This is a genomic window from Lysobacter sp. BMK333-48F3 (genome assembly GCF_019733395.1).
Taxonomy (GTDB): Bacteria; Pseudomonadota; Gammaproteobacteria; order Xanthomonadales; family Xanthomonadaceae; genus Lysobacter.
Genome location: NZ_JAIHOO010000001.1, coordinates 4,130,963 through 4,148,885 on the forward strand (window position 1 = coordinate 4,130,963; position 17,923 = coordinate 4,148,885).

The window sequence follows — 17,923 nt, forward strand, 5'->3', positions numbered from 1 at the left end:
ATGAGCAGCGAAGTCCTCCATCCTTTAAGCTCTCCCCAGCACGCCGTGTGGCTGGACCAGTCGCTGGCGCCGGATCTGCCTTGTTACAACATCGGCACCGCGGTGCTGTTCGAGGGGCCGGCCGACCCCGATCGTTTCGAGGCGGCCGTGCGCCAGGTCGCGCAACGCCATGCCGCGTTGCGGATCGTGCTCGAACGCAGCGGCGACGGCGTCCGGCAGCGTTTCGCCGACATCGCCGGGGCTAGCCTGCAGCGGATCGACCTTTGCGGCCGCGCCGATGCCGAGGAGCTCGCCTGGCAGCGCATGCGCGCGGCGTTCGATGCGCCGTTCGACTTGTACGGCCAGCCGTTGTGGCGCATGCAGTGGTTGCAGGTGACGCCGCAGCGCGCCTATTGGCTGCTGTGCTTCCATCATCTGGTCGCCGACGGCTGGGCCGTGGCGCTGATCGGACAGGCGGTCAGCCAGGCCTACAACCGTCTGTCGCGCGGCGAAGCGCCCGAGCCCGAAGACGGCTCGGACGACGAAGCCGACTATCGCGATTTCATCGCCCGCGACGCCGAGTACCTGGCTTCGCCGCGCTACGCCAAGGACCGCGAGTTCTGGACCCAGCGCTACGCTCGGCTGCCCGATCCTCTGTTCGAGCAAGCGCCCGGGCGGCGCGGCCGCTTCGATCGGCGTTTCGGCCAAGCGGTGTGGTCGCTGGAGCGCGCGCGCTACCAGCGTCTGAGCGACGTCGCCGCCGCCCAGGGCGGATCCGGCACGCACTTCATCGCCGCCGCGCTGGCCGTGTACTTCGCCCGCATCGCCGGCCGCGAGGACGAAGTGGTGATCGGCATGCCGGTGCACAACCGCACCGGCGCCGCGCAACGGCGCACGGTCGGCATGTTCGCCGCAGCGATGCCGGTCGGCATCACGGTCGATGCGCGGGCGCCGTTCGCTGCGGTGTTGGCGCAGACGGCGGCGGAGACGAAGCGCTGCTACCGGCACCAGCGATACCCCTTGGCGGACCTGCATCGCGAGCTGCTCAGCGGGGTCGGCGACCGTCGCGGCCTGTTCGACCTGTCGCTGTCGATGGAAGGGTTCCAGGGCGATCTCGAAATGGACGGCGCCGCCAGCACGGCGTATCCGTTGCACAACGGCTACGAGCGCCAGCCGTTGGCGGTCTACGTGCGCGATTACGAGCAGCAGCGCCCGGTCCGGATCGAGTTCAACTACGACCCGGACGCGTTCGGCGAGCACGACATGGCCGCGCACTTGCGGCGGTTGGAGCGGCTGGTCCTGGCCGCGATCGAGACCCCTGAAGCCGCGGTCGGCGACCTGCCGCTGATGGACGAAACCGAGCGCACACTGGTCCTGCATCGGTTCAACGAACCGCAGTTGGACACCGGTGCGCCGCAGCCGATGCATCGGATGTTCGAAAGGCATGCGCAGGCCACGCCCGACGCGATCGCGGTGCAGCACGAAGACCAGGCCCTGAGCTACGGCGAGCTCAACCGGCGGGCCAATCGCCTGGCCCATCATCTGCGCGGGCTCGGCGTCGGCCCGGACGCGCTGGTCGCGATCGGCCTGGAGCGCGGGCTGGACCTGGTCGTCGCGATCCTGGCCACGCTCAAGGCCGGCGGCGCTTACGTGCCGCTGGACCCGGTCTATCCCGACGAGCGCCTGCTGCACATGTTGGACGACAGCGCGCCGGTCGCCTTGATCGGCGATGAGGACTTGATCCGGCGCCTGCAGCCTTCGGCCGACTGCCGCCTGGTGCGGATGGACTCGGCCGAGGCGGAGCGGCCGTGGGCGCGCGCGAGCAGCGACAACCCCGAAGTCGAGGGGCTGACCCCGGCGCACCTGGCCTACGTGATCTACACCTCCGGTTCGACTGGCCTGCCCAAGGGGGTGATGGTCGAACACGCCCAGGTCAGCCGCCTGTTCGCCGCGACCCAGGCCGATTTCGGTTTCGGCCGCGACGACGTCTGGACCCTGTTCCATTCCTTCGCCTTCGACTTCTCGGTGTGGGAACTGTGGGGCGCGCTGATCCACGGCGGACGCCTGATCGTGGTGCCGCATGCGATCAGCCGGGCGCCGGCCGAGTTCCATCGCCTGGTCTGCGAGCAGGGCGTGACCGTACTCAACCAGACCCCGAGCGCGTTCCGCCAGTTCGTCGCCGCCGGCCAGGCCGCGCCGCGCCCGCATGCGTTGCGCTACGTGATTTTCGGCGGCGAAGCGTTGGAGATGGCGAGCCTCAAGCCGTGGTACGCGCAGCCGCACAATCTCGCCACGCGCCTGGTCAACATGTACGGCATCACCGAGACCACGGTGCACGTGACCTACCGGGCGCTGCAGCCGGCCGATGCGGAGCGACCCGGCGCCAGCCCGATCGGCACGCGCATCGGCGACCTCAGTCTGTACGTGCTAGACCCGCAGGGCCGGCCGCTGCCGGTCGGCTGCACCGGCGAGATGTACGTCGGCGGCGCCGGCGTGGCCCGCGGCTATCTGCGCCGCCCGCAACTGGATGCGCAGCGTTTCCTGCCCGACCGGTTCAGCGGCGCGCCGGGGGCGCGCATGTACCGCACCGGCGATCTCGGCCGCTACCTGGCCGACGGCACGCTGGAGTACTTCGGCCGCAACGACCAGCAGGTCAAGATCCGCGGCTTCCGCATCGAGCTGGGCGAGATCGAAGCGCAGCTGAGCCAAGTCGAGGGTGTCGGCGAAGCGGTCGTGGTCGCGCGCGCGGACGTGCCGGGCGACCAGCGCCTGGTCGCTTACCTGGTCGCCGGCGACGACGCGCCGCTGCCGGAACCGGCGCGTCTGCGCGAGGCCTTGCGCGACCGACTGCCCGATTACATGCTGCCGGCGGCGTATGTGCGCCTGCCGGCGTTGCCGCTGACCGCAAACGGCAAACTGGACCGCAAGGCGCTGCCGGCGCCGGACGACCAGGCTTATCGGCAGCGCGCCTACGAAGCGCCGCGCGGCGGCGCCGAACAGGCCTTGGCGCGGATCTGGGCCGAGCTGCTCGGCGTCGAACAGGTCGGTCGCGACGACAACTTCTTCGAGCTCGGCGGCCATTCCATCCTCGCCGTGCAGCTGGTCGAACGCCTGCAGCGCGAAGGCCTGCCGACGACCATCCGCGATCTGTTCTCGGCGCCCAGCCTGGCCGCGCTGGCCGCGAACCTGGCCGGGCAAGGGCAGGGCGAGCCCGTCGCGGTGCCGGCCAACGCCATCGCCGAGGGCTGCGAGCGCATCGTCCCCGAGATGCTGCCGTTGGTGCGCCTGGATCAGGCCCAGATCGACCTGGTCGCCGCCGCAGTGCCGGGCGGCATGGCCAATATTCAGGACATCTATCCGCTGGCGCCGCTGCAGGAAGGCATCCTGTTCCACCACCTGCTGCAACGCGACAGCGATGCCTACGTTCTGCCGGCGCTGCTGCGCTTCGACGACCGCGCCCGCCTGGACCATTTTCTGGACGCATTGCAGCGGGTCATCGCACGTCACGACATCTTGCGCACGTCGGTTCAATGGGAGGGGCTGGACGAACCGGTGCAGGTAGTCTGGCGCCGCGCCGAAATGAATCTGCACACGCTGGCGCTGGACCCTGCCCGCGGCGACGTGCAGGCGCAGTTGCAGGACCGGGCCGATCCGCGCCGAGCCCGACTGGACCTGCGCCGCGCGCCGATGCTGCAGGCCTATGCCGCTTTCGATCCGGCAGGCGGGCATTGGCTGCTGCAGTTGCTGCATCACCACCTGACCCTGGATCACACCACCACCGAACTGATCCTGCACGAAGTGGTCGCGCTGCTGCAGGGGCGTGGCGACGAGTTGCCGGCGCCGGTGCCTTTCCGCGACTTCGTCGCGCGGGCGCGCCATGGCGTGGGCGAGGCCGAACACGAGGCTTACTTCCACGCCATGCTCGGCGATCTGGACGAGCCGACCGCGCCGTTCGGCTTGCTCGACGTGCAGGGCGACGGCTCGCAGGTCGAGCAGGCGCGGCGCACGTTGCCGGCGGAACTGTCGGCGCGGTTGCGACGCCTGGCCCGCGCCCACGGCGTCGGCGCGGCCAGTCTGTTCCATCTGGCCTGGGCCCAGGTGCTGGGGCAGTGCAGCGGCCGCGACGACGTGGTGTTCGGCACCGTGCTGTTCGGACGCATGCAGGGCGGCGCCGGCATCGACCGCGCCATGGGTATGTTCATCAACACCTTGCCGGTGCGCATCGTCCTGGGCGGACGCGACGCGGCGCAAGCGTTGCGCGAAACCCACGAGCGCCTGAGCGGGTTGTTGCGCCACGAGCAGGCCTCGCTGACCCTGGCCCGCCGTTGCAGCGGACTCGGCGCGGGCGCGCCGATGTTCTCGGCGCTGCTCAACTACCGCCATAGCCGCGCCGAAACGTTCGGCGAGAGCCGCATCGCCGACGGCATCCAGTACCTCGGCGGGCGCGATCTGACCAATTATCCCTTCAGCCTGTACGTCGACGACCTCGGCAGCGACTTCGTGCTGACCGCCGAGATCCATGCCTCGGTCCGCGCCGAGCGCATCGCCGATTTCGTCGAGCAGGCGCTGACCGCCCTGGCGCAGGCGCTGGAACGATCTTCCGATGCGCCGCTGAGCGCGCTCGACGCGCTGCCGGCGGCGGAGCGCCAGTGCGTGCTCTACGGTTACAACGACACCCGCCGCGACTATGCCGCGCCGGCCTTGGTCCACGAAGCCTTCGAGCAGCAGGCCGCGGCGCATCCGGAGCGGATCGCGCTGGAACTGGACGGTGCGCAACTGAGCTATCGCGCGCTCAACGAACAGGCCAACCGCCTGGCGCGGCATCTGCGCGGCCTCGGCGTCGGCCCCGACCAACGCGTGGCGATCTGTGTCGAACGCAGTCTGGCGATGGTGGTGGCGATCCTGGCCACGCTGAAAGCCGGCGGCGCTTACGTGCCGCTGGATCCGGCCTATCCGGACGAGCGCCTGGCGCAGATGCTGCGCGACAGCCGGCCGGCGGCAGTGCTGAGCCAGCACCGGCTGTTGCCGCGGCTGGCGCCGGGCGAGGCCGCGCTGGTGCTGCTCGACGAGGCGGCGCCGGCCTGGGCCAAGGCCTCGGCCGCCAACGTGCACGGCGGCGAGCTGGGGCTGAAGCCCGAGCACCTGGCCTACGTGATCTACACCTCCGGCTCGACCGGCGTGCCCAAGGGCGTGGCGATGCCGCATCGCGGCCTGGTCAACCTGCTGGCCTGGCAGCGCGAACAGTTGCCGGAACCGGCGCGGACCCTGCAGTTCGCCGCGCTGGGCTTCGATGTCGCGTTCCAGGAAATCTTCAGCACCCTGGGCAGCGGCGGCACCCTGGTGCTGCTGCACGAAGAACTGCGCCAGGATCTGCCGGCGCTGGCCGAGTGGTTGGCGCAGGAGTCGATCGAACGGCTGTTCCTGCCGTACATCGCTCTGAGCACGCTCAGCGAACTGTGGTCGCAGCGCGCCGAGCCGCTGCCGATGCTGCAGGACCTGATCACCGCCGGCGAACAACTGCGCATCACCCCGGCGATCCGGCGCATGTTCGCCAAGCACCCGCAGGCGCGGCTGCACAACCACTACGGCCCGACCGAAAGCCACGTGGTCAGCGCGCATACCCTGGACGGCCCGGCCGAACACTGGGAAGACCTGCCGCCGATCGGCCGGCCGATAGGCAACAGCCGGGTCTATCTACTCGATGCGCAGCGGCGGCCGGTGCCGGTCGGCGTCGCCGGCGAGCTGTACCTGGGCGGGGTGCAGGTCGCGCAGGGCTATCTGCAGCGGCCAGAGCTGAGCGCGCAGCGCTTTCTGGCCGACCCCTTCGACCGCCGCGGCGGCGGCCGCATGTACAAGACCGGCGATCTCGGCCGCTGGCGCGAAGACGGCACGATCGAGTACCTGGGCCGCAACGATTTCCAGGTCAAGGTGCGAGGCTACCGGATCGAGCTGGGCGAGATCGAGGCGCAGCTGACGCGCGCCGACGGCGTGCGCGAGGCGGTGGTGATCGCCCGCGACGGGCGTCCGGGCGAAACCCGGCTGGTCGCCTATCTGATCGTCGAGCCCGGCGCAGCGAAGCCGGAGGCGGCGCAACTGCGCGCGCAGCTGAGCCAGCGCCTGCCGGACTACATGCTGCCGGCCGCTTACGTGGTCCTGGAGGCCTGGCCGCTGACCCCGAACGGCAAGCTCGAACGCAAGGCGCTGCCGGCGCCGGACGGCGAATCCTACGGCCGCCGCGCCTATGCCGAACCGCAGGGCGAGGTCGAACAGGCCCTGGCCGCGATCTGGTCGCAGTTGCTGGGCGTGGAGCGGGTCGGACGCGACGACGACTTCTTCGAACTCGGCGGACATTCCTTGCTGGCGATCCGGTTGTTGGAACAACTGCGCCGCCGCGGCTGGTCGACCGATATCCGTTCGCTGTTCGCTCATCCCACCTTGGCCGCGCTCGCCGCTGCGGTCCAGGGCGAGGGCGGAGAGGCGAGGGTGGCGGTGCCGCCGAACCGGATCCCGCCCGGCTGCGAGGCGATCGCGCCGGCGATGCTGCCGCTGGTCGCGCTCGACGCCGCGGCGATCGAGCGCATCGTCCGCGCCACGCCGGGCGGCGCGGCCAATATCCAGGACATCTATCCGCTGGCGCCGCTGCAGCAGGGCATCCTGTTCCACCACCTGCTGCAGAGCGAGACAGATACCTACGTTCTGCCGACCCTGCTGGAGTTCGACGACCGCGCCCGCTTGGACCGCTTCGTCGCCGCTCTGCAGCGGGTCGTCGCGCGCCACGACATCCTGCGCACCGCCGTGCATTGGGAAGGCCTGGCCGAGCCGGTGCAGGTGGTCTGGCGCCGCGCCGGGCTGGAGCTGCGTACGCTGGAGTTGGCGCCGGGGCCGCAGCCGGCCGAGCAGCGTCTGCGCGAACATCCGCAGGTGCGCGGCTCGCGCATCGACGTGCGCCGCGCGCCGATGCTGCACGGCTACGCCGCCCGCGCCGAGCGCGGCGAACGCTGGCTGTTGTTGCTGGCCTATCACCACCTGGTGATGGACCACACCACCCTGGAACGGCTGGTCGAGGAGATCGCCGCGATCGAACGCGGCGACGAGGCCGAGCTGCCGGCGCCGGTGCCTTTCCGCGACTTCGTCGCCCAGGCCCGGCTCGGCATCGGCGAGCGCGAGCATGAGGGCTTTTTCCGCGCCATGCTCGGCGATCTGGACGAGCCGACCGCACCGTTCGGCCTGCTCGACGTGCAGGGCGACGGTTCGCAGATCGAACAGGCGCAACGCCGCTTGCCGGCCGAGCTGGCGGCGCGGCTGCGTCGGCAGGCGACGGCGCACGGCGTCGGCGCGGCCAGCCTGTTCCATTTGGCCTGGGCCCAGGTGCTGGGGCAGTGCAGCGGCCGCGACGACGTGGTATTCGGCACCGTGCTGTTCGGGCGCATGCACGGCGGCGCCGGCGCCGACCGCGCGGTCGGCATGTTCATCAACACCTTGCCGCTGCGCTTGCGGTTGGGCGGACGCAGTGCGCGCCAGGCGTTGCGCGAGACCCACGAGCGCCTGAGCGGCTTGTTGCGCCATGAGCACGCCTCGTTGGCGCTGGCCCAGCGCTGCAGCGCGATGGAAGCGCATACACCGCTGTTCTCGGCCCTGCTCAATTACCGCCACAGCCAGGTCGGCAGCGGCGCCCACACCCGGGTCCTCGACGGCGTGCGCCTGCTGGACGTGCGCGACCGCACCAATTATCCGTTCGGCCTCTACATCGACGACTCGGGGCGCGATTTCGAACTGACCGTGCAGGTCGCGGCCTCGGTCCGCGCCGAGCGCATCGCCGATTTCGTCGAGCAGGCGCTGACCGCCCTGGCGCAGGCGCTGGAACGATCTTCCGATGCGCCGCTGAGCGCGCTCGACGCGCTGCCGGCGGCGGAGCGCCAGTGCGTGCTCTACGGTTACAACGACACCCGCCGCGACTATGCCGCGCCGGCCTTGGTCCACGAAGCCTTCGAGCAGCAGGCCGCGGCGCATCCGGAGCGGATCGCGCTGGAACTGGACGGTGCGCAACTGAGCTATCGCGCGCTCAACGAACAGGCCAACCGCCTGGCGCGGCATCTGCGCGGCCTCGGCGTCGGCCCCGACCAACGCGTGGCGATCTGTGTCGAACGCAGTCTGGCGATGGTGGTGGCGATCCTGGCCACGCTGAAAGCCGGCGGCGCTTACGTGCCGCTGGATCCGGCCTATCCGGACGAGCGCCTGGCGCAGATGCTGCGCGACAGCCGGCCGGCGGCAGTGCTGAGCCAGCACCGGCTGTTGCCGCGGCTGGCGCCGGGCGAGGCCGCGCTGGTGCTGCTCGACGAGGCGGCGCCGGCCTGGGCCAAGGCCTCGGCCGCCAACGTGCACGGCGGCGAGCTGGGGCTGAAGCCCGAGCACCTGGCCTACGTGATCTACACCTCCGGCTCGACCGGCGTGCCCAAGGGCGTGGCGATGCCGCATCGCGGCCTGGTCAACCTGCTGGCCTGGCAGCGCGAACAGTTGCCGGAACCGGCGCGGACCCTGCAGTTCGCCGCGCTGGGCTTCGATGTCGCGTTCCAGGAAATCTTCAGCACCCTGGGCAGCGGCGGCACCCTGGTGCTGCTGCACGAAGAACTGCGCCAGGATCTGCCGGCGCTGGCCGAGTGGTTGGCGCAGGAGTCGATCGAACGGCTGTTCCTGCCGTACATCGCTCTGAGCACGCTCAGCGAACTGTGGTCGCAGCGCGCCGAGCCGCTGCCGATGCTGCAGGACCTGATCACCGCCGGCGAACAACTGCGCATCACCCCGGCGATCCGGCGCATGTTCGCCAAGCACCCGCAGGCGCGGCTGCACAACCACTACGGCCCGACCGAAAGCCACGTGGTCAGCGCGCATACCCTGGACGGCCCGGCCGAACACTGGGAAGACCTGCCGCCGATCGGCCGGCCGATAGGCAACAGCCGGGTCTATCTACTCGATGCGCAGCGGCGGCCGGTGCCGGTCGGCGTCGCCGGCGAGCTGTACCTGGGCGGGGTGCAGGTCGCGCAGGGCTATCTGCAGCGGCCAGAGCTGAGCGCGCAGCGCTTTCTGGCCGACCCCTTCGACCGCCGCGGCGGCGGCCGCATGTACAAGACCGGCGATCTCGGCCGCTGGCGCGAAGACGGCACGATCGAGTACCTGGGCCGCAACGATTTCCAGGTCAAGGTGCGAGGCTACCGGATCGAGCTGGGCGAGATCGAGGCGCAGCTGACGCGCGCCGACGGCGTGTGCGAGGCGGTGGTGATCGCCCGCGACGGGCGTCCGGGCGAAACCCGGCTGGTCGCCTATCTGATCGTCGAGCCCGGCGCAGCGAAGCCGGAGGCGGCGCAACTGCGCGCGCAGCTGAGCCAGCGCCTGCCGGACTACATGCTGCCGGCCGCTTACGCGGTCCTGGAGGCCTGGCCGCTGACCCCGAACGGCAAGCTCGACCGCAAGGCGCTGCCGGCGCCGGACGGCGAATCCTACGGCCGCCGCGCCTATGCCGAACCGCAGGGCGAGGTCGAACAGGCCCTGGCCGCGATCTGGTCGCAGTTGCTGGGCGTGGAACGGGTCGGACGCGACGACGACTTCTTCGAGCTCGGCGGACATTCGTTGCTGGCGATCCGGTTGATCTCGCAGGTGCGGGAGCGGCTCGATGCCGAGCTGGCCTTGTCGAGCCTGTTCGCCCAACCGCGCTTGGCCGCGCTGGCCGTCGCGGTGGCCGCGGCTGGACGCAGCGCGCTCGCGCCGATCCCGCTCGCCGGCCGCTCGCAGCCCCTGCCCTTGTCGCCGGCGCAGCAGCGGCTGTGGTTCGTCGCCGGCGTCGATCCGCTGGCCAGCGCCGCGTATCACGTCCCCGGCGCGCTGCGTCTGCGCGGCGCACTCGATCGTGCGGCGCTGCGCGCGGCACTGGACCGCGTCGTGGCGCGGCACGAATCGCTGCGTACCCGTTTCGTCGCTATCGACGGTCAACCCTGGCAAACGATCGATCCGCCGCGCGGGTTCGCGTTGAGCGAGCAGGACGCGGGCGGTCTGACTCCGCAACAGATCGAAGATTTGTGCCGCGAAGCCGCGGCGCAGCCCTTCGACCTCGCCGCGGGGCCGCCGATTCGCGGCCGCCTGCTGCGCGTCGCCGCCGACGAGCACGTGCTGCTGGTGACGATGCACCACATCGTGTCCGACGGTTGGTCGCTGAGCGTGCTGATGCGCGAAGTCGCCACCGCCTACAGCGCGTTGCGTGAAAACCGCGACCCGCCGGAGCCGGCGCTGCCGGTGCAGTACCCCGATTATGCGGTCTGGCTGCAGCACCGCCTGGACGCACCGGAGGCGCAGGCGCAGTTGGCGTCCTGGGTCGAACACTTGCGCGGCGCGCCGTCGCTGGTCGAGCTGCCGACCGACCGGCCGCGGCCGCCGTTGCAGGACTACCGCGGCGCCAGCCTCGACGTCGGCTTGGACGCGGCGGCGAGCGAAGCCGTGCGCAACCTGGCCCAACGTCATGGCGCTACTGCGTACATGGTGGTGCTGGCGGCCTGGGCGGCGGTAGTCGCGCGCTACAGCGGCCAGCGCCGGGTAGTGCTCGGCAGCTCGCACGCCGGCCGCGACCGGGTCGAGATCGAGCCGCTGATCGGTTTCTTCGTCAACACCCAGGCGATCCAGATCGACCTGGACGCGGCGGCGAGCGTAGGCGAGCTGCTGGCGCAGGTGCGGCAGGAGGCGCTGCGGGCGCAGGAACGCCAGCAGGTGCCGTTCGAACGGCTGGTCGAGGCCCTGAACCCGCCGCGCTCGATGGCGCACTCGCCGGTGTTCCAGCTGATGCTGACCTGGCACAACACCCCGGATGTGCGCCTGGAGCTGGCCGGGTTGGAGGTGGAGCGGGTCGAGAGCCTGCCCGCCAGCGCCCAGTTCGATCTGGCGCTGGACCTGCAGGAGCGGGACGGGCGCGTGCTCGGCAAACTCAACTACGCGACCGCGCTGTACGACGAGGCGACCGTGCGCCGGCATTGGGAAGGCGTGGCCGCGATGTTGCGCGGCATGGCCGCCGACGACGGTCAGCCGGTCGAGCGGATCGACTTGCTGGACGCGCCGCAGCGCCAACAGTTGCTGCAGGACTTCGCCTTCGGCGGCGCGGCCGTGCCGGCGCATGCGTTCGTGCAGACCGCGTTCGAACGCCAGGCGGCGCAACGGCCGGACGCGGTCGCGATCGAGCACGACGGCGAAGCCTGGACATACTCCGAGCTGGACCGGCGCGCCAATCGCCTCGCGCATTACCTGCGCGGACTCGGTCTGCAGGCCGACGACCGGATCGCGCTGTGCCTGCAGCGCGGACCGGAGCTGATCGTTGCGGTCCTCGCCACGCTCAAGGCCGGCGCGGCCTACGTGCCGTTGGATCCTGCGCATCCGGACCAGCGACTGGCCTGGCTGTTGCAGGATTGCGCACCGGCGGCGCTGTTGACCCAAAGCGCCTTGCGCGGGCGTCTGCAGCCTCCCGCGGGTTGCCGCGCGATCGCGCTCGACGCCACCGCCTGGGAGCATGCGCCCTGGGCGGCGGCGCCGGCGCATGCGCCGGATCTGCGGGCCTGGGCCGGCGACGGCTCGCACTTGGCCTACGTGATCTACACCTCCGGATCGACCGGCACGCCCAAGGGGGTGATGGTCGAGCATCGCCAGTTCGCGCACCAGGTCGCGGCCCTGCAGTCGCTGTACAGCTTCGTGCCGGAAGACCGTGTGCTGCAGTTCTCCGGGCTCAGCTTCGACGTCGCCGGCGAGGAGATCTTCGGTGCGCTCAGCCACGGCGCCACGCTGGTGCTGCGCACCGACGACTGGCTGGCCGAACCGCAGCGCTGGTGCGAGCTATGCGACGGTCACCGCCTGACCGTCGCCAACCTGCCGACCCTGTTCTGGCAGCGCCTGGCGCAGACGCCCGCGGCGAGCCTGCCGGCGCGGCTGCGCCAGATCGTGATCGGCGGCGACGCGGTCGGCGCAGCCGCGCTCGAAGCCTGGTGGCGCCGCGACGGCCATCTTCCGGCGTTGGCCAATGCTTATGGCCCGACCGAAACCACCATCAACGCCAGCGTGGCCCGCTGCCGCGCCGACGACCCGCCGGGCAGCATCGGCCGGCCGGTCGCCAATGCGCGCATCTATCTGCTCGATCCGCAGGGGCAGCCGGTACCGCTCGGCGCGGTCGGCGAAATCTGCATCGGCGGTGCCGGCGTGGCGCGCGGCTATCTGCATCGCCCGGAGCTGACCGCGCAGCGCTTTCTGGCCGATCCCTTCGCGCCGCCCGGCGCGCAGGCGCCGAGGATGTACCGCAGCGGCGATCTCGGCCGCTGGCGCAACGACGGCACGATCGAGTTCCTCGGCCGCGACGACCAGCAGGTCAAGCTGCGCGGATTCCGCATCGAGCTCGGCGAGATCGAGGCCGAACTGGCGCGCCTGGACGGCATCGCCGAGGCGGCGGTGATCCTCGACGCAGGGCAGGGCGAGGACCGCCGTCTGCTGGCCTATGTGGTCGCCGCCGGCGAGCGCCTGGATCCGGCCGAGCTGCGCGCAGGGCTGGCCGAACGCCTGCCGGACTACATGTTGCCGGCAGCGTTCGTGCGTTTGCCTGCGCTGCCGCTCAACGCCAACGGCAAACTCGACCGCGCCGCACTGCCGGCCCTGGAAGGCGCGGCTTATGCGCAGGCCGCATTCGAACCGCCCCAGGGCGAGCACGAGATCGCACTCGCGCGACTGTGGTCGCAATTGCTCGGCGTCGAAGCGGTCGGCCGCGGAGACGGCTTCTTCGAGCTCGGCGGACATTCGCTGCTGGCGGTGCGGATGATTTCGCAACTGCGCCAGCGGCTCGGCGTGGAACTGGCGCTGAGTTCGGTGTTCGCGCGGCCGAGGCTGGCCGAACTGGCGGCGGAGCTGGCCCGGTCTGCGCCCAGCGCGGCCGATCCGATCCCGCAAGCCGACCGCAGCCGGCCGTTGCCGCTGTCGCATTCGCAGCAACGGCTGTGGTACGTGACCCGGATCGACGCTCAGGCCGGCGCGGCCTATCACTTGCCGGGCGCGCTGCGCTTGCGCGGCGAACTCGACCGCGACGCCCTGCAAGCGGCGCTGGATCGCATCGTCGCGCGTCACGAAACCCTGCGCGCGCGGTTCTTCGCCGTCGACGGCCAGCCGCGGCAACGGATCGAGCCGTGGGCGCCGGCGGCGATCGGCTATCGCGTGCTGGAGGGGCTCGACGAGGCCGCACTGCGCGAGCTGTGCCGGGCCGAGGCCGCGGCCCCGTTCGATCTGGAGCGCGAGCCGCCGCTGCGCGTGCAGTTGCTGCGCCTGGCGCAGGACGAACATGTGCTGTTGTTGACCTTGCACCACATCGTCGCCGACGGCTGGTCGCTGAGCGTGCTCGCGCACGAGTTCTCGACCCTGTACCGCGCCTTCCGCGTCGGCCAGGCCGATCCGCTGCCGGCCCTGCCGGTGCAGTACGCGGATTACGCCGCCTGGCAACGGCAGCGTGCGCAGGGGGCGCAATGGCAGCGCCAGTTGCAATACTGGGTGGAGCGCCTGGGCGAGGCGCCGCCGCTGATCGGGTTGGCCACCGATCGGCCGCGGCCGCCGAGCCAGGACTATCTCGGCGCCCGTTTCGACGTCGCCCTCGACCCCGCCCTCGGCGCCGATCTGTCCGCCTTGGCGCAGCGCCACGGTGCGACCTTGTACATGGTCGTGCTGGCGGCGTGGGCGGCCGTGCTGGGCCGACTCAGCGGCCAGTCGCAGGTGGTGCTGGGCAGCTCGCTGGCCGGCCGCGACCGCGCCGAGTTCGAACCGCTGATCGGCTTCTTCGTCAATGCCCAAGCGCTGCGTTTCGACCTCGATCAGAGTCTCGACGTCGCCGGTTTGCTGGCGCAGGCGCGCGAGGTCGCGCTGCAGGCCCAGCACCATCGCGAAGTGCCGTTCGAACAAGTGGTCGAGGCGCTCAATCCGGCTCGTTCGACCGCCTACAACCCGATCTATCAGGTGCGCCTGGCTTGGCAGAACACGCCGCCGACCCAGCTTGCCGCCGACGGGCTGGCGTTCGACAGCCTCGCCTCGCAGGCCGGGCATGCCCAGTTCGACCTGTCGCTCGATCTGGAACCGGCGGGCGAGGGCATCGTCGGCCAGTTCAACTACGCTACCGCGCTGTACGACGAGGCGACGGTGCGCCGGCACTGGGACGCGTTGGTGGCGATGCTGCGCGGCATGGTCGCCGACGAGCGCGCGCCGGTGGCGCGGATCGGCCTGCTCGATGCCGAGCGGCGCGAACAGGTCTTGTACGGCTTCAATGCGTCCGGCGCCGGCGGCCACGACGATCTGCTGCACCGCCTGTTCGAGCGCCAGGCCGCGGCGCAGCCGCAGACCCTGGCTTTGGCCTACGACGGACAGGAGTTGAGCTACGCCGAGCTCAATGCGCGGGCCAATCGCATCGCCCACCATCTGCGCGGGCTGGGCCTGCGTCCGGACGATCGCGTGGCGCTGTGCCTGGAACGCAGCCTCGACCTGGGCGTGGCCTGGTGGGCCACGCTCAAGGCCGGCGGCGCCTGCGTGCCGCTGGATCCGGTGCATCCCGACGAACGTCTGGCGCACATGCTGTCCGACAGCGCGCCGGTCGCGGTGCTGACCCAGTCGCACCTACTTTCCCGCCTGCAGGTGCCGGCCGGCTGCACGGTGCTGTCGCTCGACGAAACGGCGGAACATGCGCTGGAAGCGGCGCCCTGGGCGCAAGCCTCGGCGCAGGATCCGGATCCGGCCGAGGTCGGCTTGTCGCCGGCGCATCTGGCCTACGTGATCTACACCTCGGGCTCGACCGGATTGCCCAAGGGCGTGATGGTCGAGCACCGCAACGTGCTCAATTTCCTGCACGGCATGGAGCAGCGCATCCATGGCCCGGCGCCGGACTGCCGCCGCATCGCCTGGAACTCCTCGTTCGGCTTCGACATGGCGGCCAAGGCCTGGGGGCAGTTGTGCTTCGGCCGCAGCGTGCACCTGCTGTCCGAGTGCATCCGGCTGGACGCCGAGGCCTTGCTCGACTACCTGGAGCGGCATGCGATCGAGGCGATGGAATGCACCCCATCGCATTTGCGCATGCTGCAGGCGGCCGGTTTCCTGCGAGGCCGCGGCGCCGGCCTGCGCAAGCTGCTGCTCGGCGGCGAAGCCCTGGATGCGGCGAGCTGGGCCGCGCTGGTCGAAGCCGACGCGGTCCAGTTCCACAACATGTACGGCCCGACCGAGTGCAGCGTCGACGCCACCTGCGGACCGGTCGCCGGAGCGGTGCCGCAGATCGGCCGGCCGATGCCGGGCGCGCGGGTGTATCTGCTCGACGCGCACGGCGAGCCGGTGCCGATCGGCGTCGCCGGCGAGATCTTCATCGGCGGCGCCGGCGTGGCGCGCGGCTACCTGCATCGCCCCGAACTGAGTGCGGAACGCTTCGTCCGCGATCCCTTCGCCGACATCGCCGGGGCGCGCATGTACAAGACCGGCGACCTCGGCCGCTGGCGCGCGGACGGCACGATCGAGTACCTGGGCCGCAACGACTTCCAGGTCAAGATCCGCGGCTATCGCATCGAGCTGGGCGAGATCGAAGCGCGCCTGGCCGGCCTGGACGGCGTGCGCGAGGCGGTGGTGCTCGCGCAGACGGACCGTCCCGGCGATCCGCGCTTGATCGCCTACCTGCTGCGCGAGCCCGATGCGCAACCGGATCCGGCCGATCTGCGCGCCCGGCTCGGCGCGCAGTTGCCGGACTACATGCTGCCGACCGCCTACGTCGCCCTCGACGCCTGGCCGCTCAACGCCAACGGCAAGCTCGACCGCAAGGCCCTGCCGTCGCCGGACGACGAGGGCTTGGCGCGTCGCGACTACCTCGCTCCCGAGGGCGAAATGGAAGCCCGCCTGGCGGCGATCTGGGCCGGGCTGCTCGGGGTCGAGCGGGTCGGGCGCAACGACAATTTCTTCGAACTCGGCGGCCATTCGGCGCTGGCGATCCAGCTGATCCATCTGATGAGCGAGCAGCAGCTGCAGGTCGACGTGCAGATGGTGTTCAACGCGCCGACGCTGGCCGACCTGGCGGCCGCCACCGCGCAATGGGAGGAAATCGAGCTATGAACGCTATCGAGTTGTTGCGGGCGCTGCAGGCGCGCGGGCTGTCGTTGCGCCTGGACGGCGAAAAGCTGCGCCTGCTCGGCGAGCCGCGTGCGCTGGCCGAGTCCGAGCTGGTGCAGGCCGTTCGCGAGCGAAAGCCCGAGCTGATCGCGCTGTTGCGCGAACGCGATGCCGCCACTGCCGACGACTACCGCATCGACGAGGGCACGACGGCGATCACCCCGAAGATGCTGCCGCTGGCCGGAATCGACCAGGCCGCGATCGACCGTTTGCTGGCCCAAGTGCCGGGCGGGACCGGCAACGTGCAGGACGTTTATCCGTTGGCGCCGCTGCAGGAAGGCATCCTGTTCCATCACCGTCTGCACGGCGAAGGCGAGAGCGATGCCTATGTCATGCCGACCCTGCTGCGCTTCGACAGCCGCGAGCGCCTGGACCGATTCGTAGATGCGCTGCGCGAGGTGGTCGCCCGCCACGACATCCTGCGCACCTCGGTGCATTGGGAGGGGCTGGAGCAGCCGTTGCAAGTGGTGCATCGGCAGGCCGATCCGGTCGTCGAGATCCTGGCCGCTGCGCCGGGCGCGAGCGCGCGAGAGAGTCTGCAGGCCCAGGCCGATCCGCGCCGGTTCCGGCTCGACGTGCGGCAGGCGCCGATGTTGCGTGGCCACGCGGTCCGGGATCCGGCCGACGGCGGTTGGCTGCTGCAACTGCTGCACCATCACCTGATCCTGGATCACACCGCGTCCGAGCTGCTGGTGCAGGAAGTGATGACGATCCTGCAGGGGCAGCGCGAGCGCCTGCCGGTGCCGGTGCCGTTCCGCCGCTTCGTCGCCCAGGCCCGGCGCGGCATGGGCCAGCCGGAGCACGAGGCGTATTTCCGTCGCGAACTCGGCGAGGTCGACGAAACCACCGCGCCGTTCGGCCTGAGCGACGTGCAGGGCGACGGCAGCGGCGTGGTCCGCGCCGGCATCGAGCTCGAACCGGGCCTGGCCCGGCGCCTGCGCGAACAGGCGCGGGCACGCGGGGTCGGCGCCGCCAGCCTGTTCCACCTGGCCTGGGCGCAGGTGCTGGGGCTGTGCAGCGGTCGCGACGAGGTGGTGTTCGGCACCGTGTTGTTCGGCCGTCTGCAGGCCGGCGCCGATGCGGCGCGGGCGATGGGCATGTTCCTCAATACCTTGCCGCTGCGGGTGAAGATCGACGGCCGCCCGGTCGAGGCGGCCCTGCGCGGCGTGCATGCGTCTCTGGCCGAGTTGCTGGGTCACGAGCACGCTTCGTTGAGCCTGGCCCAGCGCTGCAGCGCCTTGCCGGCCAATGCGCCCTTGTTCGCCAGCCTGCTCAACTACCGCTACAGCCAGCGCGGCGACGCCGCGCCGGCGCTGGACGGGATCGAGGCGCTGGGCGGCCACGACCGGACCAACTATCCCTTCGTCCTGCACGTCGACGACTACGGCGACGGCTTCGGCCTCACCGCCGAGGTCGAGCGCAGCGTCGATGCCCAGCGCGTCTGCGGTTTCGCCGAGCAGGCTCTGCGGGCCCTGGCCGACGCCCTCGAGCGCGAACCGCAGCGGCCGTTGGACAGCATCGAACGGCTGCCGGCGAGCGAGCGCGCGCAAGTGCTGCATGGTTTCAACGCCACCGACACCGAGTACCCCCGCGGCTTATTGCTGCACCAACTGTTCGAGCGCCAGGCGGCGCAGCGTCCCGATGCCACCGCCGTGGTGTTCGAGGGGCGTCGCCTGAGCTACGCCGAGCTCAATGCGCGCGCCAACCGACTGGCGCGCCGCCTGCGCTTGCTCGGGGTCGGCCCGGACGCGCGGGT

The 17,923-nt window shown here is 71.0% G+C and carries 2 protein-coding genes (1 of these 2 only partly in view); both read left to right on the forward strand.

The window, feature by feature from the left end; translation table 11 throughout:
- On the forward strand, positions 1-16,110 hold the full coding sequence (locus K4L06_RS17905) for a non-ribosomal peptide synthetase (RefSeq protein ID WP_221672683.1): 16,110 nt from the start codon (positions 1-3) through the stop codon (positions 16,108-16,110).
- A protein-coding gene (locus K4L06_RS17910) for a non-ribosomal peptide synthetase (protein WP_221672684.1) crosses the window boundary here: on the forward strand, positions 16,107-17,923 show its 5' portion. Its footprint extends 1,693 nt past the window's final position; 1,817 of the gene's 3,510 nt are visible here — the first part of the coding sequence; its start codon is at positions 16,107-16,109; the stop codon falls past the right edge of the window. The genes K4L06_RS17905 and K4L06_RS17910 overlap by 4 nt, the downstream gene beginning before the upstream one ends.